At 65.8% G+C, this 23926-nt stretch carries 23 protein-coding genes and 1 riboswitch; of the genes, 4 read left to right on the top strand and 19 right to left on the bottom strand.

Annotated elements, in window-relative coordinates:
- The coding region (locus tag KAK09_RS10970) for a GTP-binding protein (RefSeq protein ID WP_247651178.1) at positions 1-127 on the bottom strand (127 nt) is incomplete at its 3' end.
- A gap of 106 nt (positions 128-233) precedes the next feature.
- Positions 234-869, bottom strand: coding sequence for a hypothetical protein (locus tag KAK09_RS10965; protein WP_210878980.1), 636 nt, complete (start codon positions 867-869; stop codon positions 234-236).
- A gap of 112 nt (positions 870-981) precedes the next feature.
- On the opposite strand from KAK09_RS10965, the gene KAK09_RS10960 reads away from it, so the two are divergent.
- Together KAK09_RS10960 and KAK09_RS10955 are read left to right on the top strand one after the other, a co-directional pair.
- Positions 982-2367: a cytochrome P450 gene (locus tag KAK09_RS10960; protein WP_210878979.1), complete on the top strand. Its 1386-nt coding sequence runs from the start codon at positions 982-984 to the stop codon at positions 2365-2367.
- Positions 2364-3746, top strand: a complete 1383-nt coding sequence (locus KAK09_RS10955; RefSeq protein WP_210878978.1) for a multicopper oxidase family protein — start codon at positions 2364-2366, stop codon at positions 3744-3746. Before KAK09_RS10960 ends, KAK09_RS10955 begins: the two co-directional genes overlap by 4 nt.
- Before the next feature lie 5 nt (positions 3747-3751).
- On the opposite strand, the gene KAK09_RS10950 is transcribed toward KAK09_RS10955, so the two are convergent.
- Positions 3752-4627 carry a 3-hydroxybutyryl-CoA dehydrogenase gene (locus tag KAK09_RS10950; RefSeq protein ID WP_210878977.1) on the bottom strand — a complete coding sequence of 292 codons (876 nt, stop codon included), beginning with the start codon at positions 4625-4627 and terminating at the stop codon, positions 3752-3754.
- 161 nt (positions 4628-4788) lie between these two features.
- Between KAK09_RS10950 and KAK09_RS10945 the strand changes: the two genes are divergently transcribed.
- The gene (locus KAK09_RS10945; protein ID WP_210878976.1) at positions 4789-5661 is read left to right on the top strand and encodes a DUF6473 family protein; all 873 of its coding nucleotides are present in this window, start codon (positions 4789-4791) and stop codon (positions 5659-5661) included.
- A gap of 4 nt (positions 5662-5665) precedes the next feature.
- Here KAK09_RS10945 and KAK09_RS10940 read toward each other — a convergent pair whose 3' ends face one another.
- The 5 genes from KAK09_RS10940 to KAK09_RS10920 all read right to left on the bottom strand — a co-directional run bounded on the left by KAK09_RS10940 (position 5666) and on the right by KAK09_RS10920 (position 9236).
- Positions 5666-6592, bottom strand: a complete 927-nt coding sequence (locus KAK09_RS10940; RefSeq protein ID WP_210878975.1) for an FAD-binding protein — start codon at positions 6590-6592, stop codon at positions 5666-5668.
- Positions 6592-7350, bottom strand: coding sequence for an electron transfer flavoprotein subunit beta/FixA family protein (locus KAK09_RS10935; protein ID WP_210878974.1), 759 nt, complete (start codon positions 7348-7350; stop codon positions 6592-6594). Before KAK09_RS10935 ends, KAK09_RS10940 begins: the two co-directional genes overlap by 1 nt.
- Before the next feature lie 168 nt (positions 7351-7518).
- Positions 7519-8091, bottom strand: coding sequence for a cob(I)yrinic acid a,c-diamide adenosyltransferase (locus KAK09_RS10930; RefSeq protein WP_210878973.1), 573 nt, complete (start codon positions 8089-8091; stop codon positions 7519-7521).
- A gap of 4 nt (positions 8092-8095) precedes the next feature.
- A complete protein-coding gene (locus tag KAK09_RS10925; RefSeq protein WP_210878972.1) occupies positions 8096-8302 on the bottom strand; it encodes a twin transmembrane helix small protein in 207 nt (68 codons plus the stop codon).
- A gap of 103 nt (positions 8303-8405) precedes the next feature.
- Positions 8406-9236 carry an SDR family NAD(P)-dependent oxidoreductase gene (locus KAK09_RS10920; protein WP_210878971.1) on the bottom strand — a complete coding sequence of 277 codons (831 nt, stop codon included), beginning with the start codon at positions 9234-9236 and terminating at the stop codon, positions 8406-8408.
- 93 nt (positions 9237-9329) lie between these two features.
- Here KAK09_RS10920 and KAK09_RS10915 point away from each other — a divergent pair, with 93 nt between their 5' ends.
- Positions 9330-11633, top strand: coding sequence for a DNA topoisomerase IV subunit A (locus KAK09_RS10915; RefSeq protein WP_210878970.1), 2304 nt, complete (start codon positions 9330-9332; stop codon positions 11631-11633).
- A gap of 148 nt (positions 11634-11781) precedes the next feature.
- On the opposite strand, the gene gatB is transcribed toward KAK09_RS10915, so the two are convergent.
- From gatB to KAK09_RS10860, 11 genes are all read right to left on the bottom strand, one after another.
- On the bottom strand, positions 11782-13296 hold the full coding sequence (gatB, locus tag KAK09_RS10910; protein WP_210878969.1) for an Asp-tRNA(Asn)/Glu-tRNA(Gln) amidotransferase subunit GatB: 1515 nt from the start codon (positions 13294-13296) through the stop codon (positions 11782-11784).
- A gap of 33 nt (positions 13297-13329) precedes the next feature.
- Positions 13330-14040 carry a thiaminase II gene (gene tenA / locus KAK09_RS10905; protein ID WP_210878968.1) on the bottom strand — a complete coding sequence of 237 codons (711 nt, stop codon included), beginning with the start codon at positions 14038-14040 and terminating at the stop codon, positions 13330-13332.
- Complete coding sequence (locus tag KAK09_RS10900) at positions 14037-14969, bottom strand: ABC transporter substrate-binding protein (protein WP_210878967.1); 933 nt, start codon at positions 14967-14969, stop codon at positions 14037-14039. The genes tenA and KAK09_RS10900 overlap by 4 nt, the downstream gene beginning before the upstream one ends.
- Positions 14966-15937 carry a HesA/MoeB/ThiF family protein gene (locus KAK09_RS10895; RefSeq protein WP_210878966.1) on the bottom strand — a complete coding sequence of 324 codons (972 nt, stop codon included), beginning with the start codon at positions 15935-15937 and terminating at the stop codon, positions 14966-14968. Before KAK09_RS10895 ends, KAK09_RS10900 begins: the two co-directional genes overlap by 4 nt.
- Entirely contained in the window at positions 15934-16530 is a 597-nt protein-coding gene (locus KAK09_RS10890; protein ID WP_210878965.1) for a thiamine phosphate synthase, read from the bottom strand. The genes KAK09_RS10895 and KAK09_RS10890 overlap by 4 nt, the downstream gene beginning before the upstream one ends.
- The gene (locus KAK09_RS10885; protein WP_210878964.1) at positions 16527-17297 is read right to left on the bottom strand and encodes a thiazole synthase; all 771 of its coding nucleotides are present in this window, start codon (positions 17295-17297) and stop codon (positions 16527-16529) included. Before KAK09_RS10885 ends, KAK09_RS10890 begins: the two co-directional genes overlap by 4 nt.
- 1 nt (position 17298) lies before the next feature.
- Positions 17299-17496: a sulfur carrier protein ThiS gene (gene thiS, locus KAK09_RS10880; protein ID WP_210878963.1), complete on the bottom strand. Its 198-nt coding sequence runs from the start codon at positions 17494-17496 to the stop codon at positions 17299-17301.
- The gene (locus KAK09_RS10875; protein WP_210878962.1) at positions 17480-18466 is read right to left on the bottom strand and encodes an FAD-dependent oxidoreductase; all 987 of its coding nucleotides are present in this window, start codon (positions 18464-18466) and stop codon (positions 17480-17482) included. The genes thiS and KAK09_RS10875 overlap by 17 nt, the downstream gene beginning before the upstream one ends.
- A complete protein-coding gene (gene thiD, locus KAK09_RS10870) occupies positions 18463-19257 on the bottom strand; it encodes a bifunctional hydroxymethylpyrimidine kinase/phosphomethylpyrimidine kinase (protein ID WP_210878961.1) in 795 nt (264 codons plus the stop codon). The genes KAK09_RS10875 and thiD overlap by 4 nt, the downstream gene beginning before the upstream one ends.
- A gap of 42 nt (positions 19258-19299) precedes the next feature.
- Positions 19300-19402: riboswitch (TPP riboswitch) on the bottom strand.
- Between the two features lie 39 nt (positions 19403-19441).
- Positions 19442-21850: a GcvT family protein gene (locus tag KAK09_RS10865; RefSeq protein WP_210878960.1), complete on the bottom strand. Its 2409-nt coding sequence runs from the start codon at positions 21848-21850 to the stop codon at positions 19442-19444.
- Between the two features lie 200 nt (positions 21851-22050).
- On the bottom strand, positions 22051-23649 hold the full coding sequence (locus KAK09_RS10860) for a phosphoenolpyruvate carboxykinase (RefSeq protein WP_210878959.1): 1599 nt from the start codon (positions 23647-23649) through the stop codon (positions 22051-22053).
- Between the last annotated feature and the right edge of the window lie 277 nt (positions 23650-23926).

The raw sequence follows: 23926 nt of genomic DNA, 5'->3' as shown, positions 1-23926 counted from the left end.
CATAGGCCCGGAACTCGCCGAAATACTTCGTGATCGCCGCCGTCAGCGTCGTCTTGCCGTGGTCAACGTGACCAATCGTGCCGATGTTCACATGCGGTTTCGAACGGTCAAACTTTTCCTTTGCCATCTCTCAGGGCACCTTGTCAGTTGGGGGGCCGCCGGGCCCGGTTCTTGCTCCGCGCGCCGTTTAGTGCCTTATCCGGGGAAAATCAAGCGCGTCTTGGCGCGCCTGCCTACTCGGCGGGGACCAGAGCGGGCGCGGCCTCGGGGGGCTCCGGCCTGGTCTCGGGGCGCCCGGAAATCAGCCCGATCTTCTCGTTGGCAGGACGCCCGTCATCCTCGAACCAGCCAAATTCGTCATTCTGACGATTGAGCCAGTTCTCGATCAGCCTCGCGGCATTGCGGCTGAGGTTCGCCATCTGCACCTCCTTGCTCTGGGTCAGCCCCGAGCCAAGGATCGTGTTGCCGGAAATCGACTCCATCACCGTGATCATATGCGGCTTGTCATTCAGTTTCCTGCCCGCCGCATCGTCCCAAGCCGTGACATTGAGAATGAGCGCCGATTTGGGCGAGATCAACAATGGCACGCCGGGAATGGCCAGCACATAGCCCTCCACGCTCACCCCCAGATGGTAAAGCCTGGTGCCTTCGTGCCGCCCCAGCCGATCGGAGATGGCCTGCGTCATCGCCTCGACCCATTCTTCCTTCGTGGCCTCGCGCGAGGCGGGACCCTTGGTCAGGTTGGGCGCGACCACCACATTGTGACCAAGATGGAAATTGCCCAGGTAGGGCACGTCCCTGTTGAGGTCATTCGCCCCGGCGCAGGCGGCCAGAACGAAAATTCCCAGAAGGGCAAAGAGGCGGATCATGCGGCGCGTCCCATCACAAACTCGGGCCGCCTTAGCCCAGCCACTCCGCAAGCGCAATGATTTGCCCCCTGCCCCCGCCGGACCTATATTCCGGTCATCCACAGGGAACGCCATGACCGCGACAGAGACAGCCCCGACACCCGTGCGTGTGCCGCTCGTGACCGAACCCCTCGGCATCCTCGGCTCATTGCGCGCGGCGCGCGAGAACGTGCTCTCGATCATCCCCGAGATCGCCACGCGGCAACCCATGGTCTCTGGCCGGACGGGCAAGCGCTGGCATATGGTGATGGACCCCGGCGCGATCCGGCGGATGCTTCTGGAAGAGCTGGACAATTACCCGAAATCGCTGGTGACCAAGAACCTTTTACGCCCCGCTATCGGCGAATCGCTCTTTATCGCCGAGGGCGCGCATTGGCGCTGGCAGCGGCGCGCGGCCGCGCCCGTCTTCTCGCATCGCAACGTGATGAACCTCGCCCCGGTGATGACGGCGGCGGCCGAACGCAGCGCGGAGCGCATAGCTTCTGCGGGGCCGCGCGCCGTCGATATGGCCGCAGAGATGGTGCGCACCACCTTCGACGTCATCGCCGATGTGACATTCTCGGGCGACGGCACCTTTGACGCCGAGGGCGTGCATCGCGGCATCGACGCCTATATCGCCGAGGCGGGTCGCATATCCCTTTTCGACATTCTGGGCCTACCCGACTGGGTGCCGCGTCCGGGGCGGATCATGTCGGGCGGCGCGGTCGCCGGGATGAAGCGTGTGGCCGATGAGGCGGTCGAGGCGCGCCGCGCGCGCGGCGCCGAGGGCGTGCCCGACCTGCTCGATCTGCTGCTTGACGGCGAGGACCCCGAGACCAAACGCCGGATGAGCACGCCCGAATTGCGCGACAACCTGCTGACCTTCATCGTCGCGGGGCATGAGACCACCGCGCTTGCGCTTGGCTGGTCGCTCTACCTTTGCGCCTATGACCAAAGCGTGCAGGACCGCGCCCGCGCCGAGGCCGTGGCCGTGTTGCAGGGCCGTGCCGCCACCGGCGCGGATGTGGCCCGCTTGCCCTATATCCGCCAGATCATCGACGAGGCGCTGCGACTCTACCCGCCTGCGGGGATCGTCTCGCGCACGGCGCTCAGGCCCGATACGCTTTGCGGCCGAGAGATCCGGCCCGGCGATACCGTGATCATCCCGATCTACGCGCTGCACCGCCACCACATGCTCTGGCCAGAACCCGACCGCTTCGACCCCGACCGCTTTGCCGACCGCAAGGCAATCGAGCGTTACGCCTACCTGCCCTTTGGTGACGGGCCGCGCATCTGCATCGGGGCAAGCTTTGCACTTCAGGAGGCGGTGATCATCCTCGCCACGCTTCTGTCACGCTTCCGCTTCACCCCCGTTCCGGGCCGCGATCCCGACCCGGTGATGATCCTCACGCTGCGTCCCAATGGCGGCGTGTGGTTGATGGCCGAGCCGGTCACCCAAAGGCAGGAGATCTCCGAATGACCCCGCACCTCTCGCGCCGCGCCTTCCTTGCCGCGAGCGCTGCCACCGCCCTGCCCCTGCCTGCGCTGGCGCTCTCCGGTCACCGCCTGCGCGCCGCCCCTGCCCGCGTGCGGCTCGTGCCAGAGCCCTGGGGCGAGACCGATGTCTGGTCCTATGGTGGCACCGTTCCCGGCCCGGTCCTGCGCGCGCGGCAGGGCGAACGGCTCAGCGTGACGGTCGAGAACGCGCTTTCGGCCCCCACCACCGTGCACTGGCACGGGCTACGCCTGCCCAATGCCATGGACGGCGTTCCGCACCTGACCCAGGCCCCGATCGCCCCCGGCGCCTCCTTCACCTACGCCTTTGATCTGCCCGACGCCGGCACCTTCTGGTATCATCCGCATATGCAGAGCGCCGAACAGGTGGGACGCGGTCTCTATGGCGCGCTCATCGTCGAGGAAGACACCGCTCCGCGCGTGGATCACGACACCATCTGGGTGCTCGACGATTGGCGGCTGACACCCGAAGCGGCGATTTCCGATGATTTCGGTCAGCGCCATGACCAGAGCCATGCCGGACGGCTCGGCAATACCGTGACGATCAACGGCACCGTGCCCGAGGGTGTGGCCCTCCGCCCCGGCGCACGCATCCGCCTGCGGCTGGTGAACGCCGCCAATGCGCGGATTTTCGGCCTCGATTTCGGGCCGCTCATCCCCCGGATCATCGCGCTTGATGGCCAACCGGTGACGCCCCACGCGCCCGAAGGCGGCATGGTCACGCTCGCGCCCGCACAGCGCGCCGACCTGATCCTCGACATGCCCGCAACCTCCGGCGCGCGGGTAAGCATCACCGACCGGTTCTATCCGCAGGCCGCCTATGCGCTTGTCGATCTTGTCGCGGAAGGTGCCCCCCTGCGCGACAGCCCCCCGAACTGGCCCGTCGCACTTGCCCCAAACCCTCTGCCCGAGCCGGACCTGTCAGGCGCGATCCGCCACGAGGTCACCTTCACCGGAGGGGCCATGGGCGGCATGGTCACGCGGGACATGGGCATAAAGACCGCCCATCACGGCAACGGTTTCTGGTTCCTCAACGGACAGGCTGGCGAAGGCCACGACCACCCGCCGCTCCTTCTGCTGGAGGAGGGCCGCAGCCATGTCATCTCCATGACCAACGCCACCGCCTTTCCCCACCCCATCCACCTTCACGGCCATTCCTTCCGTGTCCTCGGCCGCAATGGCCGGCCAACACAGCACCTCGAATGGCGCGACACGGTGCTGATGGCCCCTCGGGAACGGGTCGAGATCTGCTTTGTCGCCGACAATCCCGGCGACTGGATGTTTCATTGCCACATCCTCGAACACCAGGCGGCCGGGATGATGGCGGTGCTGCGGGTAGGCTGACCGCCTCAGCGCGTCGGCACCGGCTCCTCGCCGCGATAATCGTAGAATCCCCGCCCGGTCTTGCGCCCGAGCCAGCCCGCCTCGACATATTTCGTCAGCAGCGGACAGGGCCGGTATTTGGTATCCGCCAGCCCGTCATGCAGCACGTTCATGATCGCAAGGCAGGTATCCAGCCCGATGAAATCCGCCAGTTCCAACGGGCCCATCGGGTGATTGGCCCCCAGCTTCAAAGACTGGTCGATAGAGCGCACATTCCCTACCCCCTCATAAAGCGTATAGACCGCCTCATTGATCATCGGCATGAGGATGCGATTGACGATGAAGGCGGGAAAATCCTCGGCGCTCGCCGCCGTCTTGCCAAGGCGCTCCACCACGCCGAGGCAGGTATCGAAGGTCGGCTTGTCGGTGGCGATGCCCCGGATCAGTTCGACAAGCTGCATCACCGGCACCGGGTTCATGAAGTGAAACCCCATGAATTTCTCGGGCCGGTCGGTGCGGCTGGCAAGACGGGTGATCGAAATGGACGAGGTGTTCGAGGTCAGGATCGTGTGCGGCCCCAGATGCGGCAAAAGCACATCAAATATCTTCTGCTTGATATCCTCACGCTCGGTGGCCGATTCAATGATCAGATCGGCCTTGCCGAGCGAGGGCAGATCGTCGGTGGTCGTGATCCGCGCCAGCGCCGCCTCCATCTCGTCGGCGGTGATCTTCTGGCGGCCCACCTGCCGGTCAAGGTTCTTGCGGATCGTGGCCATGGCCTTTTCCAGCGCCGGGGCGCTGAGGTCGTTGAGCAGCACGTCATAGCCCGCCAGCGCCATCACATGGGCGATGCCATTGCCCATCTGCCCCGCGCCGACAACCCCGACCTTCCGGATTTCCATGGCCTGCCCTTTCGTCGTGTTTCTCCCGCAGCATAGGCCCCGGCGGGGGCGGGCCGCAAGGGCCGGGTTTCGCGAAAATACATCTCAAATGCGCACTTTAGCGGTTTGGCAAGGCGAATCGCTCAGGCTCTCTTCCGGGTGACTGAAAAAGGGTGGGAACCATGGCATTTGAACGCTTGGGGCGGTGGCCCCTCGACTATCGGCCTGTGCGCTATCCGGGTGTGCGGCTCTCGTTTCGCGGCCCGGCGCTCGATCTGAAACGGGGTTATGTGGCCTGCATGGGAGGGACCGAGACCTATGGCATTTTCGTCGAACGGCCCTGGCCTGCGCTCATTGATGCGGGGGACGGGCTTGCCTGCCTCAATCTCGGCGTGCCCAATGCCGGACCGGATCTCTGGCTTGCTCCCGGCGGGCCGCTGCCACTTGCGCAGAATGCCCGCGCCGTCGTGCTGCAAATCCCCTGCGGGATGAACCTGACCAATCCTTTCTACGCGGTGCATCCGCGCCGTAATGACCGCTTCCTGCGCGCTGCCCCGCCGCTCGCGCGCCTCTACCCCGAGGTGGATTTCACCGAATTCCACTTCACCCGCCACATGATGCATCATCTTCTCGCGCTCTCGCCCGAGCGGTTCGCACACATGCGCGCGGCGGTTCAGAAGGCTTGGATTGCCCGCATGGCGCAGCTTCTGAACCAGATCAAACCGCCGGTCATCCTCCTGTGGCTATCGAACCGCACTCCGGGGGCGGGCACGCAGGGCGGCGGCATAGACACCGACCCGGCCTTTGTCAGCCGCGCCATGCTCCACGCCATCGCGCCGCTGGCACAGGCCACGGTGATCGCAGTCATCTCTGACACCGCCCGCGCGCAGGGAACCTGCGGGATGCGCTTTGATCTGACGGAGAAAGAGGTGGCTGCTGCCCTGCCGGGCCCGCTTGCCCATCGGGAGGTGGCCGAGGCAGTTCGCCCGGCGCTTGTCACGCTCATCAAGCAAAAAGGGCCCGCGCCGCGCGCAGGCCCACCCGATAATCCCTGAGAAATCAGAGTTTTTCGACCAGTTCCGGAACGGCGGTGAACAGGTCCGCCACCAGACCGTAATCGGCCACCTGAAAGATGGGGGCCTCCTCGTCCTTGTTGATCGCGACGATGACCTTGGAATCCTTCATCCCCGCAAGGTGCTGGATCGCGCCCGAGATGCCCACGGCGACATAAAGGGCGGGCGCCACCACCTTTCCGGTCTGCCCCACCTGCCAGTCATTCGGCGCATAGCCCGAATCGACCGCCGCGCGCGAGGCGCCGACCGCCGCGCCCAATTTGTCGGCCAGCTTCTCGATCAGCGCGAAATCGTCTTTGGACCCCACGCCGCGCCCACCCGAGACGACCACGCCCGCCGAGGTCAGCTCTGGTCGGTCCGACGCCGCCACCTTGTCCTCGATCCATTCCGAGAGGCCCGGATTTGCCACTGCCCCGATAGTCTCGATGGGCGCCGCCGCCTGCTCGCCCGCCGCGTCAAAGGTCGATGTGCGGAAGCTGACAACCTTTTTGACGTCACGCGATTTCACCGTCTGAATGGCGTTGCCGGCATAGATCGGGCGCTCGAACGTGTCGGCATCAACCACGCCAGAGACATCCGAAATCACCATCGCATCAAGCAGCGCCGCCACCCGCGGCAGCACGTTCTTGGCATCGGTCGTGGCCGGGGCGACGATGTGGCTGAAATCGCCCGCAAGGCTCACGATCAGTGCCGCCGTGGGTTCCGCCAGACGGTGCCCGAGCGAGACATCCTCGGCCACCAGAACCTTGCTCACCCCGGCGATCTTCGCCGCCGCTTCAGCCGCCGCAGAAGCCGAAGCTCCGGCACAAAGCGCCGTCACATCGCCCAGTTTCGCCGCCGCCGTCACCGCCTTGGCGGTTGCGTCCACGTTCAGTTGACCATCGGTCACTTCGGCCAGAAGAAGAACCGCCATCACACCACCCCCGCTTCCTTGAGTTTCGCCACCAGCTCATCAACCGAACCGACGATCACACCCGCCTTGCGCGCCTCAGGCTCTGAGGTTTGCACGATCTCCAGCCTGGGGCTTACATCGACGCCATAATCCTGGGCCGTCTTTTCATCGAGCGGCTTCTTCTTGGCCTTCATGATATTGGGCAGGCTCGCATAGCGCGGCTCGTTCAATCGCAGATCGACCGTCACGATGGCGGGCATCGCCACCTTGATGGTCTGAAGGCCACCATCGACCTCGCGCGTCACCAGCGCGCTCTCGCCCTCGACATCGAGCTTGGAGGCGAATGTCGCCTGCGACCAGCCCAGAAGCGCCGACAGCATCTGCCCCGTCGCGTTCATGTCGTTGTCGATCGCCTGCTTGCCGCAGAGCACGAGGCCGGGGGCCTCCTCCTCGACGATCTTCGCAAGGATCTTGGCCACGGCCAGCGGCTCGATATCCTGATGCACGTCATCCGCCGCGATCACCAGAATCGCCCGATCCGCCCCCATCGCCAGCGCCGTGCGCAGCGTCTCCTGCGCCTGTTTCACGCCAATCGACACGGCGATGATCTCATCGGCCTTGCCCGCCTCTTTCAGGCGAATCGCCTCTTCAACGGCAATCTCGTCAAAGGGGTTCATCGACATCTTCACATTCGCCAGATCGACCCCGCTGCCGTCCGCCTTCACACGGACTTTCACGTTGTAGTCGATCACGCGCTTGACAGGCACGAGCACCTTCATCGGCACGGTCTCCCTTACAGTGATGAGGGGCAGAAACACCCCCCGGCTTGGCTCTCCCGCGCGTTGATAGCGGCTCGGGCGCGGGGAAAACAGGGCAAAATCGTCACGTCATGATCGGGGGACGCCACGTTTTCGCGTTTTCTGCCCCCGCATCGTTACAAGAATGTGTCAGCGATTGGCACCGGGGATCCAGAGCACATCCGCCTTGCCGTCGTCATTGGCCATGCGCGCGGCCACGAACATCCAGTCGCTCAGCCGGTTCAGATAGCGGATCGCCGCCTCGTTGACCTGCTCCTGCGCCGCAAGCTCCACCACCAGCCGTTCGGCGCGCCGCGCCACGGTGCGGCAAAGATGCAGATGCGCCGCAAGCGGGCTGCCGCCCGGCAGGACAAAGCTGCGCAACGGCTCGAGATGCGCGTTCATCGCGTCGATCTCGGCCTCAAGCCGCTCGACCTGCGCCGCCACCATGCGCAGCGGCGTATAGCCCGCCTCGGTGTCCTTCTCCATATCCGGGCGGCACAGATCCGCCCCCAGATCGAAAAGGTCGTTCTGAATCCGCGCCAGTGCCGCGTCGGTCTCGCCCTCGGCATGAAGCCGCGCCAGCCCCAGCGTCGCGTTCACCTCGTCCACCGTGCCATAGGCGGTGACGCGCGCGGAATGTTTCGCCACCCGCGCGCCATTGCCAAGCGCGGTCTCGCCCGCGTCGCCTGTGCGCGTGTAAATCTTGTTGAGCACCACCATGGCCTCAGCCTCCCTGCCTGCGGACAAATACGAACATCAGGATCAACAGCACCGCCACGAACTGCGCGGCGATCCGCCACCACATCAATCTGTTGGCGCGTTTGGCATTCTCGACCCCCTCCTTGCCAAAGGTCGAGATGCCCCGGATCAGGATGAGCGCGGTGACAATGCACCCCGCCGCCACAAGAAGAAACAATGGATCACTGAGCATGTGGCCTCCTGGTCATCTTCGCGCCCGGACGCCACATCTAGGCCAGTGCGCGGCAAAAGCGAAATGGAAAATCCGCAACCGGCGCGCAGGAACCGGGCGAGGATCACCCCTTGGAAATCACCCAGTCCAGCGCCCGCGTGGGCAAAACCCGCCGCAGCGCGCCCATGAGATATGTGGGCGTCGTGACATAATAGCGCGCCTTGGGGTGCTGCGCCTCAAGCGCGTGGATCAGCCTTGCCGTCACCGCCGCGGGCGGCAATTCGAACCGGTCCTGGCTGTAGTCGCCATAAAGCCGGGGCCGCAGTTTCGTGCGATACTCCTCGGACCGCGCCGCCCGCTCCCAGTCGATCCACCGCTCGAAGGGCGCGCGCGCGTTCTCGCGGATCTTCGTCGTGACCGGTCCCGGCTCGATCAGGCTGACCGAAATGCCGGTGCCGCGCATCTCGATCCGCAGCGCGTCCGAGAGCCCCTCAAGCGCGAATTTCGTGCTCACATAGGCCCCGCGCCAGCCGATCGCCACCAGCCCCAGAACCGAGGAGCACTGCACGATCCTTCCCTGCCCCCGCGCGCGCATCAGCGGGATCACCTGCCGCGTCAGGTCATGCCAGCCAAACACATTGGCCTCGAAGATCTCGCGCAGCGCGCCGCGCGGCAAGTCCTCGACCAGCCCCGGACAGGCAAAGGCCCCGTTGTTGAACAGCGCGTCGATGCGCCCGCCCGTGGCCTCGGCCACCTCTGCCACCGCCTGCGCGATGCTTGCCTCGTCAGCGTAATCGAGACGCGGCGCCTCGAACCCCTCGGCGCGCAGCCGATCACAATCCTCCTCCTTGCGGCAGGTGGCAAAGATCCGCCATCCACGGTCGCGCAAGGTTCGCGCCGCATCATGCCCGATACCCGACGAGCAGCCGGTGATGAGAAGAACCCGTTTGTCCATGCCCACCTTCTGACCCGCCGCGCGGCGCGATGCAAGCGCGCCCGGCTCTCTCGGCGCTTTACGCCCGCTCGCCGCGCCGCTATCACAACATCCATGAGTGATTTGCTGGACGACCCCAACATGCGGCCCGAGGCGCTGGCCGAACCGCTTCGCCGCGCCATCGGCGAGCGTTACCTCACCTATGCGCTTTCGACGATCATGCACCGCGCCCTGCCCGATGCGCGCGACGGGCTCAAGCCCGTGCATCGGCGTATCCTTTACGCCATGCGCGAACTGCGCCTGACCAGCACCGGGGGTTTCCGCAAATCGGCCAAGATCTCGGGCGATGTGATGGGCAACTATCATCCCCATGGCGATGCCGCGATCTATGACGCCATGGCGCGCCTCGCGCAGGATTTCGCGGTGCGCTATCCGCTCGTGGACGGTCAGGGCAATTTCGGCAATATCGACGGCGACAACCCCGCCGCCGCACGCTATACCGAGGCCCGCCTGACCGCCTTTGCCGAGGCGCTGCTTGACGGGCTGGCCGAGGATGCCGTCGATTACCGCGACAATTACGACGGCACGCTGCGCGAACCCGTGGTGCTTCCCGCCGCCTTTCCCAATCTGCTCGCCAATGGCTCTTCGGGGATCGCCGTCGGCATGGCCACCAATATCCCGCCGCACAATATCGCCGAGCTGGTGGATGCCTGCCTGCATCTCATCAAATCCCCAGACGCCCGCGACGAGACCCTGCTCACCCACATCCCCGGCCCCGATTTCCCCACCGGCGGCGTCATCGTCGAGCCGCGCGAGAGCATCAATGAGGCGTATCGCACCGGGCGCGGCAGCTTCCGGCTGCGCGCGCGCTGGCAGGTCGAGGATCTGGGGCGCGGCAGCTGGCAGATCGTGATCACGGAAATCCCATATCAGGTCCAGAAATCACGCCTGATCGAGCGCATCGCCGAACTGATCCAGACCCGCAAGGTGCCGATCCTCGCCGATGTGCGCGACGAAAGCGCCGAGGATATCCGCCTCATCCTCGAACCGCGCACCCGCAATGTCGATCCCGAGATGCTCATGGGGATGATGTTCCGCAATTCCGATCTGGAGGTGCGGTTCTCGCTCAACATGAACGTGCTGATCGACGGGGTGACGCCGCGGGTCTGCTCGCTCAAGGAGGTGCTGCGCGCCTTCCTCGACTTCCGGCAGGAGGTGCTTTTGCGCCGCTCAAGGCACCGGATGGAAAAGATCGACCACCGGCTTGAGGTGCTCGAGGGGCTGATCGTGGCCTTCCTCAATCTCGACCGCGTGATCGACATCATCCGCTACGATGACGAACCCAAGGCCGCGCTCATGCGCGAGGATTGGGGGCGCACCATCGCGCGCGCCACCTCCGAGGCCGATTACGTCTCGCCTCCACCGGGCGAGGCGGGGCTTTCGGAGGTGCAGGCCGAGGCCATCCTCAACATGCGCCTGCGCAGCCTTCGCCGCCTTGAGGAGATGGAGTTGCGCGCCGAGCGTGATGCGCTGATGGCAGAGCGCGCGGGGCTTGAGGATTTGCTCGACGATGCCGCCCTGCAATGGGCCGCCATTGCCGATCAGTTGCGCGAGGTGAAAAAGACCTTCGGCAAGAGCCACCCAATCGGCACTCGCCGCACCACTTTCGCCGAGGCGGGCAGTGTCGAGGAGGTGCCGATCGAGGCGATGATCGAGCGCGAACCGATCACCGTCGTGTGCTCGCGCATGGGTTGGGTCCGCGCCATGACCGGCCATATCGACCTTACCCGCGAGCTGAAATTCAAGGATGGCGACGGGCCGCGCTTCCTTTTCCACGCCGAGACCACGGACCGACTGCTGATCTTCGGCACGAACGGACGGTTCTACACGCTGTCGGCGGCCAACCTGCCCGGCGGGCGCGGCATGGGCGAACCCTTGCGCCTGATGGTCGATCTGCCCAACGAGGCCGAGATCGTGACGCTGTTCATCCACCGTCCGGGCGGCAAGCTTCTGGTGGCCTCCTCCGCCGGCGACGGGTTTGTCGTCCCCGAGGAAGAGGTGCTGGCCCAGACCCGCGCGGGCAAGCAGGTGCTCAACCTGCGCGCCCCTGCCCGCGCACAGGTCTGCTGCGCGGTTACCGGCGATCACGTCGCCTGCGTGGGTGAAAACCGCAAGGTTCTGGTCTTTGCCCTCGACGAATTGCCCGAGCTTGGCCGAGGCAAGGGCGTGCGGCTCCAGAAATTCAAGGATGGGGGCCTGTCGGACGCCACCACCTTCACCCTGGCCCAAGGGCTGAGCTGGCGCGACCCGGCCGGCCGCACCCGCACCGAGACCGACCTCACCGAATGGCTGGCCAAACGCGCGAGCGCGGGCCGCATGGCCCCGCGCGGCTTTCCCCGCGACAACCGGTTTACCTGAGAGCCTGTCACATTGAACCGGACATACCCGTCCCGCGCTTACCCCGGGCGCTTTGCGCGCAATGGACAGGACACAATCTGGCGGGGCATGTCGGCGCCGGGCGTTGACCCACCGCCCCGAGCGCCATCTTCGCGACAGCAGCGACCGCTCAAAGTCCGAGTTTCGCCATCACGATATCGTTGACCGCCTTGGGATTGGCCTTGCCGCCCGTGGCCTTCATCACCTGGCCAACAAACCAGCCTGCCAGCTTGGGATTGGCTTGCGCCTTTTCCACCTGTGCGGGGTTCGCGGCGATGATCCCGTCTACCGCCGCTTCGATCGCGCCGGTATCCGTGACCTGTTTCATGCCGCGCTCTTCGACGATCTTCTCGGGGTCGCCGCCTTCGCTATAGACGATCTCGAACAGGTCCTTGGCGATCTTGCCGGAAATGGCATCGGATTTGATCAGCCGCACGATCGCCCCCAGCTGCGCGGGGCTGACCGGGCTTTCCTCGATGCCGTGATCCTCTTTCTTGAGGCGTCCGAACAACTCGTTGATGACCCAGTTCGCGGCCAGCTTGCCGTCGCCCGCCTCCGCCGCCACGGCCTCGAAATAATCGGCGCTCACCACCTCGGCGGTCAGCACCGAGGCGTCATATTCCGACAGGCCGAATTCCAGCACAAACCGCGCCTTCTTCGCGTCGGGCAGTTCGGGCAAGCTCGCCTTGATGCTGTCCACCCACGCCTGCTCGATCTCCAGCGGCAGAAGGTCGGGATCGGGGAAATAGCGGTAATCATGCGCTTCTTCCTTGGAGCGCATGGAGCGCGTCTCGCCCTTGTCCGGATCATAGAGGCGGGTTTCCTGCACCACCGCGCCGCCCGCCTCGACAATGGCGATCTGTCGGCGGGCCTCGTACTCGATGGCCTGCTGGATAAAGCGCATGGAGTTCATGTTCTTGATCTCGCAGCGCGTGCCGAGATGGGCGAAATCCTGGGTTTCCTGATAGCGCTCATAGGCGCCCGGCAGGCAGATCGAGACGTTCACGTCGGCGCGCAGGTTGCCGTTCTGCATGTTGCCGTCGCAGGTGCCAAGATAGCGCAGGATCTGGCGCAGCTTGGCGATATAGGCGGCGGCCTCTTCGGGGCCGCGAATGTCGGGGCGGCTGACGATCTCCATCAGGCAGACGCCCGTGCGGTTGAGATCGACAAAGGAGAGGGCCGGATCCATGTCGTGAATGGATTTGCCCGCGTCCTGCTCCATGTGGATACGCTCGACACGCACGCGCCGCGCCACGCCCGGCCCCATATCCACAAGGATTTCGCCCTCGCCCACCAGCGGATGATAAAGCTGGCTGATCTGATAGCCTTGCGGCAGGTCGGGGTAGAAATAGTTCTTGCGGTCGAAGGCCGACCAGAGGTTGATCTGTGCGTTCAGACCCAGCCCGGTGCGCACCGCCTGTTCCACGCAGAATTCGTTGATGACCGGCAACATTCCCGGCATCGCCGCATCGACGAAGGCGACGTTGGAATTGGGTTCCGCGCCGAACTCGGTAGAGGCCCCGGAAAAGAGCTTGGCTTTCGAGGCCACCTGCGCGTGCACCTCCATTCCGATCACCAACTCCCAATCATGCCTGGCCCCGGCGATCACCTTGGGTTTGGGGGCTTGATAGGTGAGATCCAGCATGGTGCGGCTCCATTGATTGGCTTGGGGCGCGTTCTACGCGGCAGGCCCTGCGGGGGCAAGAGGGCGCACGCCCAGCCCCATGTCCCAGAACCCCACCTCAAGCCGCGTCGCGGTGGTGAAGCGGTGGACAAGGCGCGCCCATCCGGGGGTGGATTGCGGATCGGGGCCAAGGCGGCGGGTCATGGCCGCGTCGAGAAGCGCGCCCGCCTCCCGGCAAACACCTTGATAATCGGCCCCGCCATAGGTGGCGATCCAGTCGGCATAGGGATGATCCGGGGTCACATCGGGCAAAAGCCGTGCGCCGATCTCGCCATAGCCCATGACGCAGGGGGCAAGTGCTGCGAGCAGGTCAAGGAAATCGCCCGAATGCCCCGCATCCATCACATAGCGCGTATAGGCCAGATTGGCCGGGTGCTCCTCGGCGGCAAAAAGGGCCGCCTCCGACAGCCCCGCCTCGGCGCAGATGCGCACATGCAGCGCGATCTCGCCATTGACCAGCGCATTCACCGTGGCGGCGCAGGCGCGCATCTCCTCGACCGTTTCGGCCTTGGTCACGGCAAGCGCCCAAGCCCGCGAGAAATGGATCAGAAAGATGTAATCCTGCACAAGGTAGCCAAGGAAGGCCGCGCGCGGCAGGGTGCCCGTTCGCAGCCCCTCGACAAAGGCATGGCGGGTATAGTCCCGCCAGACCGCCCCTGCCGCATCGCGCAGGGCGGAAAAGGTCACACCGTAATCGCCGCTCATTGTGCGTTCACATCGAGCGCAAGGCCCGCGACGGGGGTTTCGATCTCGATCAGGCCGGTATCGAGGAGGAACCGCTCGAACCGGGCATAGCGCCCGTGATCGAGCGCGGCAGGCCGCGTGGCAAAGCGGGGATAGGTGTCGGCCCAGGCCATCTCGTTCAGCTGGTCCTGCAATTCGGTCGAGGTGGCGGAGAAAATCTCCCATGATGTCCGGGGATGGTTCATGATGTATTGCGTCGCCCGCTCGGTGGCGTGCAGGAAACGGCGAATCATGTCCATGTCCATCCGCTCGGGATTGGCCACATAGATCAGCTCGTCATAGGCCGGGATGCCTTCATCCTCGACAAAAAAACAGCGCCCCGGCACGCCCTCGATTTCCATCTGGTTCAGTTCGAAATTGCGATAGGCCCCGATCACCGCATCCACCTGCCGCGACATGAGCGCGGGCGAGAGCGACCAGTTGACATTGACCAGCTCCACCTCGGAAAGCGCGATGCCGTGCCGCCCGAGAATCGTGGTCAACAGCGCCTCCTCGACACCCGCCACGGAGAACCCGATCTTGCGCCCACGCAGATCGGCGGTGGATTTGATCGGCCCGTCCTCAAGCACAAGCAGGCAGTTGAGCGGCGTGGCGATGAGCGTTCCGACGCGGACAAGCGGCAGGCCCCCCTCAACCTGAAGGTGCAACTGGGGCTGATAGGACACCGCCAGATCGGCGCGCCCGGCGGCGGCCATCTTGGGCGGATCCGAGGGATCGGCAGGGGCAATCACCTCGACCTGAAGCCCGGCCTCCTTGAAATAACCCAACTCCTCGGCAAGGATGATCGGCCCGTGATCGGGGTTCACGAACCAGTCGAGCATCACTGTCATCTTGTCCTGCGCAAGGGCGGGGCTGGCCATTAGGGCAAGGATAAAGGCGAGATATTTCATTGTGGTGTCTCCTGTTGGTCGTCGCCAAGGGCGATGAGGGCAATCTCTCCGTGCCAGTGCGCGACTAGCCGGGTCGCGGCTTGCCACGACCGCAGGCCCGAACGGCAGGCAAGCACAGCGCGCCGCGCCTCGGGGCACAGCGTGTCGAACTCCGGCACGGCATGGCGGGTGGCGCGCGGCAGGGCGGGGCCGGACTCGCCCGCCGCGCGCAGATCGGCAAGCCAGTCGCCGGGTGCGATCTGCTCGGGTGCGATAAAGCGAAAACCGCCTGCGGGTTCGGGCGCGGTGTCAAAGCGAAAGCCGCCGAACCGGTGCCCCTCGGCGTCGAAACTGACAAGCTGCCCAAGCGGCGAGGGGTCCAGTCCCGCAACCACAGCCATCGCCATTTGCGCCTGAAGCGCGCCGAGGATGCCCACCGACGGCCCCAGAACGCCATCGGCCTCGCAACTGCCCAGCCGGTCGGGCAGGTCCGGGAAGACCGCGCGCAAGGACGGCGCCCCGCCGCAGAACCCGCCGCAATATCCCGAAAGCCCCACGACAGAGGCGCTGATGAGCGGCGTGTTCGCCGCAAGGCAGGTGTCCGACAGCACATAGCTTGCCGCGAAACTGTCGGCGCAGTCGAGCACCAGATCGGCGGTGGTGACCTGTGCCGGGGCATTGAGCGGCGAGAGTGGCGCGCTCACAGGCGCGATGCGGCAGTCGGGGTTGAGCGCGGCCATATGCGCGGCGGCCGCTTCGGCCTTGGGGCGGCCCAGATCGTCCATGCGAAACAGCGTTTGCCGGTGCAGGTTGCTGAGCGACACCCGGTCGCCATCCATCAGCGTGATCCGCCCCACGCCCGCACCGACAAGGTATTGCAGCACAGGTGCTGCCAGCCCGCCCGCACCGACGACCAGCACATGCGCCTGCCCAAGCCGCACCTGCCCTTGCGCACCAAGGAGCGCGGCCTGACGGGCGTAGCGGGTCATCCCGTCACCTCCAGCCAGCGCCGCACCCGTGCCTCGGGGTCGGGGTTGAGGGTGATGTCGGTGACGGCAGAGACCACATCGGCCCCGGCCTCAAACGCGCCGCCCGCCCGCTCGACTGTCATGCCGCCGATGGCGACAAGCGGCGTGTCGCCGATGAGCCGCTTCCATTCGCCAAGCCGCTCCAGCCCCTGTTCATGCCATTTCATCTTCTTGAGAATGGTCGGATAAATCGGCCCGAGCGCCACATAATCCGGGTCGAGTTCCTGCGCGCGGTCAAGTTCCGCGTGATCGTGGGTGCTGAGGCCCAGCTTGATGCCGGCGCGGCGGATCGCGGGGATATCGGCGCTTTCCAGATCCTCTTGCCCCAGATGCACCCAGTCGCAGCCCAGATCCACCGCCAGCCGCCAGTGGTCGTTGACCACCAGCGCCGCACCATGCGCGCGGCAGAGCCCTTGCGCCGCCGCGATCTCGGCGCGCAGGGCGTCGCCTTCCAGATCCTTGATGCGCATTTGCACCAGCCGCACGCCCAGAGGCAGCATCCGGCGCAGCCAGTCCGCGCGCTCGAAAATCGGGTAGAAGCGTGGCAGGCTCACAGCTTCGCCCTTCCGAACACGGGCGTGGAGGGCGCGGCCATGTCGCGCGGCTCCATCGGGTCAGCCTCGAACGCCAGCCGTCCGGCTTCCAGCGCGCGCGCGAACCCCTCGGCCATCGCCGCCGGATCGCCCGCACGCGCCACCGCCGTGTTCAAGAGCACCGCGTCATAGCCAAGCTCCATCGCGTGCGCCGCCTGCGATGGCAGGCCAAGGCCGGCGTCGATCACCAGCGGCAGATCGGGGAAATGCGCGCGCAAAGACCGCAGCCCATAGATGTTGTTGAGCCCCAGCCCGGTGCCGATCGGCGCGCCCCAGGGCATCAGCACGCGACAGCCCGCCGCGACCAGCCGCTCGCAGAGCACCAGATCCTCGGTGCAATAGGGGAACACCTCGAAGCCCTCGTCGGTCAGGATGCGCGCGGCCTCGACCAGCCCGAAGGGATCGGGTTGCAGCGTGTCGGCATGGCCGATCACCTCCAGCTTGATCCAGTTCGTCTCGAACAACTCGCGCGCCATCTGCGCCGTGGTCACCGCCTCGCGCACCGAATGGCACCCGGCGGTGTTGGGCAGGACATGGACGCCAAGCGCGCGGATCATCTCCCAGAACGCCTGCCCCGCGCGCTCTCCCCCCGCCTCGCGGCGCACGGATACCGTGGCGATGCCTGCGCCGGAGCGGCGGAAGGCATCCGCGAGGATCGCGGGCGAGGGGTATTGCGCGGTGCCCAGCATCAGGCGCGATGTCACCTCGGTCTCGTAGAAAACCGGCATCTCAGCCTCCTTGCCGTGGCGCGACGATCTCGACCCGGTCGCCATCGGCAAGCGGGGTTGCGGCGCGTTGCGGGGCGGGCACAAAACCCTCGTTCAGCGCGGTGGCGACCTTGGCCATGCCGAGATCCATCTCGATGAGCAGCGCGGCGAGGGTCGGGGCCGCAGTCTCCCGCGCAGTGCCGTTAACCGTGATCTTCATGCCAGAACTCCGGGGTTTCGTTGCGGCCCGTCACCACATCGGCGGCCATCCCCGCCAGCACGGGCGAAAGCAGAAAGCCATGGCGGAAAAGGCCGTTGACGTAGAGCGCATCGCCCTTGCGGATGACGCGCGGCAGGTTATCGGGAAAGGCGGGGCGGGCATCAACACCGATCTCCATCAGTTCCGCCTCGGCAAAGGCCGGGTGGAGCGCATAGGCCGCCGACAGAAGCTCCATTACCGAGCGCGCGGTGGCGCGGTGGCGCTCGGCGCTCTCGATCTGCGTGGCACCCAGCATGAAAATGCCATCGCCGCGCGGCACGATATAGAGCGGAAAGCGCGGGTGCAGCAGGCGGACGGGGCGGCGGAGCGTCACGTCGCGGGTATGGAGCACCACCATCTCGCCCTTGACGCCGCGCAGATCGGGCAGGCTGTCCTGCGCGGCAAGGCCGCGACAGTCGATGACGGGGCCATCGGGGGCGTCTGAGCCCTCGACAAAGCGCGCGCCGCCCTCACGCAAGCGGCGGTGCAGATGGGCAAGCGCCGCACGCGGGTCGATATGCGCCTCAGCGTCGAAGAAAAGCGCGCGATCGTGGCGTTCGGCAAGGTCCGGCTCCAGCGCCGCGAGCTCCGCTCCGCTCACCATCCGGTGCCCTTTGGTGCGGCGGGCAAAGACATCGAGTTCGCGCCGGTCGCGGTCGAGCGTGACCACGAGCGAGCCGCGCCGCTGCACCGCCACCCCCTGCGCCGCCCACCAGTCGGCGGCCTCCTGCCCGAGGCGGACCACCGGTTCCTCGGCGGTGAACCCTTCGCAGAATGGCGCGAGCATCCCGCCCGCCCACCACGAACAGGCCCCCTCGCCCGGTTCCGGCCACGGGTCGATCAGCGTGACGGCCACGCCGCGTGCCATCAACTCGGAGGCTACGCAAAGCCCGACGACGCCCGCGCCCCGGATGGTGACGGCACGGGTCATGTCCAGACCTCGTGGAAATGATGCACCGGCCCGTGCCCGTGGCCAATGCCAAGACCATCGGCGGCGCGGATCGCCTTGTGGAGCCAGCCATGGGCGCGGGTGACGGCCTCGGTCAGGGTCATCCCCTGCGCCAGCCCCGCCGCAATGGCCGAGGAATAGCTGCACCCGGTGCCATGGGTGTTGCGCGTGGCGATGCGGGGGGCGTCAAGGCGCCGCGCCGCCGCGCTCAGGAGCCAATCGGTGCAGGTCTCGCCCGCACCATGCCCGCCCTTCATCAGCACCGCGCGCGCGCCCATGTCGCGCAGCCGTGCGCCGTGGTCCTGCATGTCGGCATCGCTCACGGCCTCGGGCAGGCCAAGCAGCGCCGCCGCCTCGGGCAGGTTGGGCGTCAGCAGGTCGGCACGCGGCAGCAGATGCGCGACAAGCGCCGCGCGCGCCGCTTCGGGTAGAAGCCGCGCGCCGGATTTGGCGACCATGACAGGATCGAGCACGACCGAGCCTTGATACCCTTTCAGCGCCTCCGCCACCGTCTCGATAACCCGCGCATCGCCCAGCATCCCGATCTTGACGGCATCTACGCGGATATCGTCCAGAACGGCGGCGATCTGTGCCGCCACCACCTCGGGGGGGATCGCGTGCACCGCCGCCACCGCGACGGTGTTCTGCGCCGTTACGGCGGTGATCACACTCGCGCCGTAGACGCCAAGCGCCGAGAAGGTCTTGAGATCGGCCTGAATACCCGCGCCGCCGCCGCTGTCGGAGCCCGCGATCGTCAATGCACACGCCACCATGCCAGCCTCCTCTCTTTCGGGAAAACGGATGCACGGCACCAACTTGGGCTGAGATCCGTTCCCTACGCCGGCATCACCCGGATCAGGTTCGATGGGTTGGCGCATGGCCTCTCAGCCCCCGGACGGGGCACCCCAACGGAACGCACAAAAACCTAGCATCGGGGGCGGGCAGCTGCAAGGGGGGTCAGCCGCGCAGGCGCAGGCCCTCGGGATCAAACGGCGGACGCTCAAGCACCCGCGCATCATGGGGACGACCCAGAAGCGAGACGTGAAGCGCGGTGCCGGGGGCGGCGTGCTCGACCTTGAGATAGGCCAGCGCGAGGGATTTGCCGACAAAGTGGCCATAGCCGCCCGAACTCACCTGACCAGCGGCTGTGCCATCGGGCAGAAAGATCGGCTCTCCGCCAGAGGCGTCGGCCTCGGTCGCGGCGATCTCGAGCAGGACCATGCGGTCACGCGCGGGGCGCTCTGCGATGGCGCGCCAGCCCTCTTTGTTGAGGAAGGATTTGTCGGCCCGGATCAGGTTTGCGAACCCGCATTCCTGCGGCCAGTATTCCGGCGAATAGTCGCGCCCCCAACTGCCATAGCCCTTTTCGAGACGCAGCGACATGAGCGCGCGGCTGCCCACGGGGCCTGCACCGATGGGTTTGCCCGCTTCGATCAGGGCAGAATAAAGCCGCGTCTGATCGGCCTCGGCGATGTGCAATTCCCAGCCCAGATCGCCGGTGAAGCTGACGCGCAGCGCCACCGCCTCGACCCCCGCCACCGTCATGCGTTGCGAGCGGAAGAAGGGGAAGGCGGCGTTGGACAGGTCTGCCCCGGTCAGCCCTTGCAGCAGCGCGCGCGCCTGTGGCCCAGCGACGTTGACCCCGCAGACAGCCCCGGTCAGGCTCTCGAATTGCGTGCCCTCGGGCAGCGGCACCTGCGCGAAGAAGCGTCGGTGATAGCGTTCCGCCGCGCCGCCGCCGAAGATCCAGAATTCCTGCTCGCCCAGCCGCGTGACGGTGAAATCCCCCGCGATTCCGCCGCGCTTGCCGATCAGCGGGGTCAGGCAGGCGCGCCCCGTCTCGCGTGGCATCCGGTTGGCGAAAAGCGCGTTGAGCCAATCCTCGGCCCCCGGCCCGGTGACGCGGTATTTGGCGAAGTTGGAGATGTCGATGATCCCGGCACAATCCCGCAGCATCCGCGCCTCGCGGCCCACGGCATCCCACCACGGTTGACGGATGAAGCCCGCGCTGTCGGGGATGTCGGCGTCGAAATAGAGCGGATGCTCCCACCCGAAGTTGAGGCCGAAGCGCGCGCCCATCTCGGCCTGCATGGCATGGGCGGGGCGGGTGCGCACGGGGCGGCCGGCCTCGCGTTCCTCGCCGGGGAAATGGATCTTGAAGCGGTGCGCATACTGGTCGGCCACGCGCGCGCGGGTGAAATCGCGCCCGGCCCAGTCACCGAAACGTGCCAGATCCCATCCGAACATGTCGAGCGACGGCTCTCCCTCGACCATCCATTCAGCGGCGAGCTTGCCCAGACCGCCCGATTGCGAAAACCCCGGAATGACGCCGCAGCAGCAGAAATAGCCCCGCAGTTCCGGCACCGGGCCAAACAGCGCCGCCGCGTCGGGCGACCAGATCATCGGCCCGTTGATCACCCGCTTGATACCCGCGCGCCCCACCGCCGGGACACGGTCGATGGCGCGCAGCATGTTCTCCTCGATCCGCTCCAGATCGTCGGGGAAAAGTTCGTGGCCAAAGCCCTGCGGCGTGCCGTCCTCGGCCCAGAAGCGCATGTCGCGCTCATAGGCCCCGACAAGCAGGCCCTTGCCCTCCTGCCGCAGGTAATATTCGCCGTCGCGGTCGGCGACCGAGGGCAGGCGGCGGTCAAGCGCGGCAATCTCGGGGATGGTTTCGGTCACGAAATACTGGTGCTCGGTCGGCATGAGCGGCAGCGTGACCCCCGCCATCGCCGCCACCTCGCGCGCCCAGAGACCGGCGGCGTTGACCACCCAATGTGTACGTATCTCGGCGGATTCGGTACGCACGATCCAGCTTCCGTCGGGCTGCGGCTCGGTGGCGATCACCGGCGTGTGGCGGTGGATCTCGGCCCCGCCCGCGCGCGCGCCTGCGGCATAGGCCATGGTCACGCCCGAGGGATCGACATTGCCGCCGTCCGGCTCGAACATGATGCAGCTTATGCCGGTGAAATCGACCAGCGGATGCAGCCGCTCGGCCTCGTCGCGGCTCACCTCGTGGAAATCCATGCCGTAGCGGCGCGCCTTGGCCTCTTGCAGGCGCAGTTGCTGCACCCGCTCCCCGGTCTGCGCGAGATACAGCGAACCGGGCTGAAAGATCCCGCAGCCCTGACCGGTCTCGGCCTCGAGCTGGCGGTAGAGCTGCATCGTGTAATGCTGCATCCGGCTGATATTGGTGCTGTCATGCAGCCCGTGGATATTGGCCGCGGCGTGCCAGGTCGAGCCGGAGGTCAGCTCGGAGCGCTCCAGGAGCACCACATCCGACCAGCCGGCGCGCGCGAGATGGTAGAGGATCGAACAGCCGACAAGGCCGCCACCGATCACAACCGCCTGGGCATGGGTGCGCATGGGAATACCTTTCGCAAGGGGACGCGTGTCACGCGATCCCCATGATGCTAGGGCCGCCCATGCCTACCTTCGCGTATGTTCGCGACAGCCGATAGCCAGGATGCGGCGCGGGCCATGGGGCTATGTTGTCGCGGCAAAAAGCCAGGGCCCGCCGCGATCAACGCGGCGGGCCCTATGCTCTGTGAGCAGACCGTGGGGCCTTAACCGATCACGGCGGCCTTCACGTCTTCGTCGATGAAATCGACATACTGCGCGAAATTCTCGGCAAACATCTGCACCAGTTTCGCCGCCTGCCGGTCATAGGCGTCGGGATCCGACCAGGTGCGACGCGGATCGAGCAGCACCTCGGCCACGCCGGGAACCGACACCGGCACCTCGAAGCCGAAATTCGGATCCTTGCGGAACTTCACCGCGCCCAGAGAGCCGTCAAGCGCGGCGGTCAGCAGCGCGCGAGTGGCCTTGATCGGCATCCGCGCGCCTGTGCCATAGGCCCCGCCCGTCCAGCCGGTATTCACCAACCAGCAGGATGCGCCGTGCCTGGCGATCTTTTCCTTGAGCAGATTGCCATAGACCTCGGGGCGGCGTGGCATGAAGGGGGAGCCAAAGCAGGTCGAAAATACCGGCTGCGGCTCGGTCACGCCACGCTCGGTGCCCGCCATCTTGGCGGTGAAACCCGACAGGAAGTGATACATCGCCTGCGCAGGCGTCAGCCGCGAGATCGGCGGCAGCACGCCAAAGGCATCGCAGGTCAGCATGATGACATTCTTGGGATGCCCGCCAATGGCGGTTTCAGAGGCGTTCGGGATGTAATGCAGCGGGTAGGCGCAGCGCATGTTGGGCGTCAGGCTGTCATCCTCGAAATCAAGCTCCAGTGTTTCGGGGTCGAACACCATGTTCTCGATCACCGTGCCGAACATCGAACAGGTGGCATAGATTTCCGGCTCTGCCTCGGCGCTGAGGTTCACGGTCTTGGCATAGCAGCCGCCCTCGAAATTGAACGTGCCCTTGTCGGACCAGCCATGCTCGTCATCGCCCAGAAGCGTGCGCGCGGGATCGGCCGAAAGCGTGGTCTTGCCGGTGCCCGAGAGGCCAAAGAAGATGGCGGCATCGACCGGATTGCCCGTCGCATGGTTGGCCGAGCAATGCATCGGCATCACGCCCTTTTCCGGCAGCAGGTAGTTGAGCAGGGTGAAGATGGATTTCTTGTTCTCGCCGGCATATTCCGTGTTGCCCACGAGGATCAGCTTGCGGTCGAAATTCATCGCGATCACCGTCTCGGAGCGGCAATCGTGTTTCTCGGGGTCAGCCTTGAAGCCGGGGCAGTTGATCACGGTGAAATCGGCAACAAAGCTGTCGAGCGTGTCACGCTCGGGGCGGCGCAGCATGGTCCGGTTGAACAGGCTGTGCCAGGCCAGTTCCGAAACCATGCGCACATTGATCGACAGCGCAGGATCGGCCCCGCCGACAAGATCCTGCACGAAGACCTCGCCATCCTTCATGTAGGCCAGCATGTCGTCATAGAGCGCGTCGAACCCCTGCGCCGACATGGCGGCATTGTTTTCCCACCAGATCGTATCCTCGACCGAGGGCGTGCGCACGATGTGCTTGTCCTTGGGCGAGCGCCCCGTGAACTTGCCGGTCGACACCAGAAGCGCGCCGCCTCGGCCCAGAGTGCCCTCGCCGCGCTTGAGCGCGGCCTCGACGAGCGCCGGCTCGAGCAGGTTGTAATGCACCTTGCCCAGACCGGTGATGCCCTGATCCTCCAGCCGGAAATCCGGATTGACCCGTCCGATTGTCATCCTGTCATGCTCCTTGCGATCACACCGCGACACGGCGCGGTTGTAAAAGAGGGTGCCACCACGGGCACCGGTCGGGCACTCTGTCCCGGCTGCCGCGGTCTTAACATGATGGTTTCATGAAATAACAGAGCGGCGACACACAGTTAGCGCAACCAGCCTGAACGTTAGCGCAACCACCCCGTGCCGGGCTTTGAGCGGACGGGCCCGAAAGCGGAAAACTGAGTCAATTTAGTCATCAGCAAGAAATTTCTGCCTTACTGGAGGCGGATCACCCCGG

Origin of the sequence: Roseovarius autotrophicus, from assembly GCF_018069895.1 — a bacterium.
GTDB lineage: Bacteria > Pseudomonadota > Alphaproteobacteria > Rhodobacterales > Rhodobacteraceae > Roseovarius > Roseovarius autotrophicus.
The sequence above is the reverse complement of the archived record's forward strand: the minus strand, read 5'-3'. Positions and strand labels throughout refer to the sequence as shown.

Coding starts and splice junctions, on each gene's coding strand:
- KAK09_RS10965 (WP_210878980.1), bottom strand. CDS start 869: ATGATCCGCCTCTTTGCCCTTCTGGGAATTTTCGTTCTGGCCGCCTGC.
- KAK09_RS10960 (WP_210878979.1), top strand. CDS start 982: ATGACCGCGACAGAGACAGCCCCGACACCCGTGCGTGTGCCGCTCGTG.
- KAK09_RS10955 (WP_210878978.1), top strand. CDS start 2,364: ATGACCCCGCACCTCTCGCGCCGCGCCTTCCTTGCCGCGAGCGCTGCC.
- KAK09_RS10950 (WP_210878977.1), bottom strand. CDS start 4,627: ATGGAAATCCGGAAGGTCGGGGTTGTCGGCGCGGGGCAGATGGGCAAT.
- KAK09_RS10945 (WP_210878976.1), top strand. CDS start 4,789: ATGGCATTTGAACGCTTGGGGCGGTGGCCCCTCGACTATCGGCCTGTG.
- KAK09_RS10940 (WP_210878975.1), bottom strand. CDS start 6,592: ATGGCGGTTCTTCTTCTGGCCGAAGTGACCGATGGTCAACTGAACGTG.
- KAK09_RS10935 (WP_210878974.1), bottom strand. CDS start 7,350: ATGAAGGTGCTCGTGCCTGTCAAGCGCGTGATCGACTACAACGTGAAA.
- KAK09_RS10930 (WP_210878973.1), bottom strand. CDS start 8,091: ATGGTGGTGCTCAACAAGATTTACACGCGCACAGGCGACGCGGGCGAG.
- KAK09_RS10925 (WP_210878972.1), bottom strand. CDS start 8,302: ATGCTCAGTGATCCATTGTTTCTTCTTGTGGCGGCGGGGTGCATTGTC.
- KAK09_RS10920 (WP_210878971.1), bottom strand. CDS start 9,236: ATGGACAAACGGGTTCTTCTCATCACCGGCTGCTCGTCGGGTATCGGG.
- KAK09_RS10915 (WP_210878970.1), top strand. CDS start 9,330: ATGAGTGATTTGCTGGACGACCCCAACATGCGGCCCGAGGCGCTGGCC.
- gatB (WP_210878969.1), bottom strand. CDS start 13,296: ATGCTGGATCTCACCTATCAAGCCCCCAAACCCAAGGTGATCGCCGGG.
- tenA (WP_210878968.1), bottom strand. CDS start 14,040: ATGAGCGGCGATTACGGTGTGACCTTTTCCGCCCTGCGCGATGCGGCA.
- KAK09_RS10900 (WP_210878967.1), bottom strand. CDS start 14,969: ATGAAATATCTCGCCTTTATCCTTGCCCTAATGGCCAGCCCCGCCCTT.
- KAK09_RS10895 (WP_210878966.1), bottom strand. CDS start 15,937: ATGACCCGCTACGCCCGTCAGGCCGCGCTCCTTGGTGCGCAAGGGCAG.
- KAK09_RS10885 (WP_210878964.1), bottom strand. CDS start 17,297: ATGCCGGTTTTCTACGAGACCGAGGTGACATCGCGCCTGATGCTGGGC.
- thiS (WP_210878963.1), bottom strand. CDS start 17,496: ATGAAGATCACGGTTAACGGCACTGCGCGGGAGACTGCGGCCCCGACC.
- KAK09_RS10875 (WP_210878962.1), bottom strand. CDS start 18,466: ATGACCCGTGCCGTCACCATCCGGGGCGCGGGCGTCGTCGGGCTTTGC.
- thiD (WP_210878961.1), bottom strand. CDS start 19,257: ATGGTGGCGTGTGCATTGACGATCGCGGGCTCCGACAGCGGCGGCGGC.
- KAK09_RS10865 (WP_210878960.1), bottom strand. CDS start 21,850: ATGCGCACCCATGCCCAGGCGGTTGTGATCGGTGGCGGCCTTGTCGGC.
- KAK09_RS10860 (WP_210878959.1), bottom strand. CDS start 23,649: ATGACAATCGGACGGGTCAATCCGGATTTCCGGCTGGAGGATCAGGGC.